This is a genomic window from Epilithonimonas hispanica, from assembly GCF_003385395.1.
GTDB classification, from domain to species: domain Bacteria; phylum Bacteroidota; class Bacteroidia; order Flavobacteriales; family Weeksellaceae; genus Epilithonimonas; species Epilithonimonas hispanica.
This window is the reverse complement of record NZ_QNUG01000099.1, coordinates 1-1933: the sequence shown is the minus strand read 5'-3', so window position 1 is coordinate 1933 and position 1933 is coordinate 1. Positions and strand designations below refer to the sequence as shown.

General features: G+C 25.9%; 3 protein-coding genes. All 3 read left to right on the top strand.

The genetic code is table 11. The features are described 5' to 3' along the window. Positions 1-586: GLPGLI family protein (locus tag DRF58_RS17950; protein ID WP_116037316.1), on the top strand; the 586-nt coding region annotated here is incomplete at its 5' end. Continuing rightward, positions 558-1001 (top strand): MauE/DoxX family redox-associated membrane protein, encoded by a 444-nt coding sequence (locus tag DRF58_RS17945; protein ID WP_123902448.1) that lies wholly within the window; start codon positions 558-560, stop codon positions 999-1001. The genes DRF58_RS17950 and DRF58_RS17945, both read left to right, overlap by 29 nt. 325 nt (positions 1002-1326) lie before the next feature. After that, the gene (locus tag DRF58_RS18310; protein WP_123902447.1) at positions 1327-1842 is read left to right on the top strand and encodes a hypothetical protein; all 516 of its coding nucleotides are present in this window, start codon (positions 1327-1329) and stop codon (positions 1840-1842) included. Positions 1843-1933 lie beyond the last annotated feature (91 nt).

The following is a 1933-nucleotide window of genomic DNA, read 5'->3' as shown; positions in this document are numbered from 1 at the left end:
AACAAGAGTTTTTATCAAAATTAAGGGTGGTCAATTTAAACCGAAATTACCTGGTCACTTTGATTTGAAATTGGGTGGTCAATATCACTGGAATTTACATCCTGACGGTAAAGATGCAAAATGGGATATTTCTGCAAGAAAAGTAAAAATCGAGAATTATAATTCTCAAGAAGCAACAGCGACAATAGGCGGAAGAAAATGGATTGTAAATTTCACAACTGAAATACCATTTGCCTATGGCCCATATAAATTTGGGGGCTTGCCAGGATTGATAGTGTCAGCAAGAGATGAAACAGATTCTTATATTTTTAAAATAGTTGGTTTAGAAAAGATTAAGGAAGAGGGTGTGTTTACTCCCAAAATTTTCAGTCGTACTATAAAAACTTCTAAAGAAAAATATTACAAAGCATTTAAAAATTATAAAGTAGATCCTGCAAAAAAATTAAAGGAAAACATCATTACTTACCCCGATGGAGATTATATGACATTAGCGAAGCCACTGTCGTCAGATTATATTAAAAAGCAAGAAAATTTAATGCTTAAATATTTAAAAGATAATGATAACTATATCGAAATCATCAAGTAGAAAAAACATATCAGAAATAATTTATTATTTCTTAATACTCTTTTTAACTTATGTTTTTGTTAATAAAGTGATTGATATACCGGCATTTACAAGCAACATTTTTAAAACTGGTTTATATGGTTCTTTGGGAGCTAAGATTTTGACGTACTTGGTTTTAGTTATTGAATTACTAAATATTATCATTCTTTTAATTTTCAAAAAGAAAGGCTTATTTGCAAGTTTGATAATTTTTATGGTTTTCACAATATATATTACATTTCTAAATTTTACAAACCGCTACGAGGTTTGCGGATGTGGAGGAGTTTTAAATGGACTTTCATTTGAGAAACATTTATTTATAAATTTTTCTTTGATTTTTTTAACAATAATATCTTTAAAGTTTTCTAATGAAGATAAAGCATCTTTTGATAATTAATATTTTTCTTATACTCATAATTCTTATCAATTTTGTATTTAAAAATGATAGCAAGAAATATATTTTCAATAGAAATTTTAAAGAAAGTGAATTTCGAGTTGTTAAAAGTTATAATACAGAAAATAAATATTTTTCCGCACCTTCGAATCTTATTGCATTATATAAAAAACAATCAAATTCTGAAAATCAATTTGTAGAGGGAAAGTTTCTGACTTTAGATGAAAATTTCACTGAAAAATCGACGTTTAAATTCCAAATCAATAAGAATTTCAATCCAGTAATTTTAAATATTTCAAAAAATCTATTATATACTCAAAATTGGAAATTGTATCTAAATAATAAATTAATAAGTGATAAAATCAAAGTCGTAAATGCGATTTTTCTTAACAAAGAAAAAATATTATTTCTAGGAGAATATTACGATGGAAACGGTTTCAATTTTGGATTCTTTTATTTTGATTTAAATACTAAAACCATTGAGAAACTAAACATCATAAGAAGCGATTCGCTTTCTTTTTTTCCAAAATTATTTCTCCAATATACTGGCAACTTTAAAAAATATGAGAATAAAATTGTTTATGTTAATGAAAAATCTTCCAATGCTTGGGTTATAGAAAATACTGAAATATCAGAATTTGCAACTAAGGATAAAACCCCTCTTCCTACTATTATAAATTCAGATAATAATTATTATTATGAACGAGGTAAAACCTATAACACAAATTCTGATTTTTTCTTGACGGAAAAAAATGTTTGTGTTTTTTCCAACAGAACCGAAAACAAAAACGAAATAGTTATTGACCTTTACAAGTACAATGGAAAATATGTAAATAACTCGTAGTGCATTATTAAATTAATTCAATTTTAAGTCTATTCATTTTTCTACTGAAAACAAAAACATTTACAAACTGAATGAAAGTTAATGCTGTTAT

Coding starts and splice junctions, on each gene's coding strand:
- DRF58_RS17945 (WP_123902448.1), top strand. CDS start 558: ATGATAACTATATCGAAATCATCAAGTAGAAAAAACATATCAGAAATA.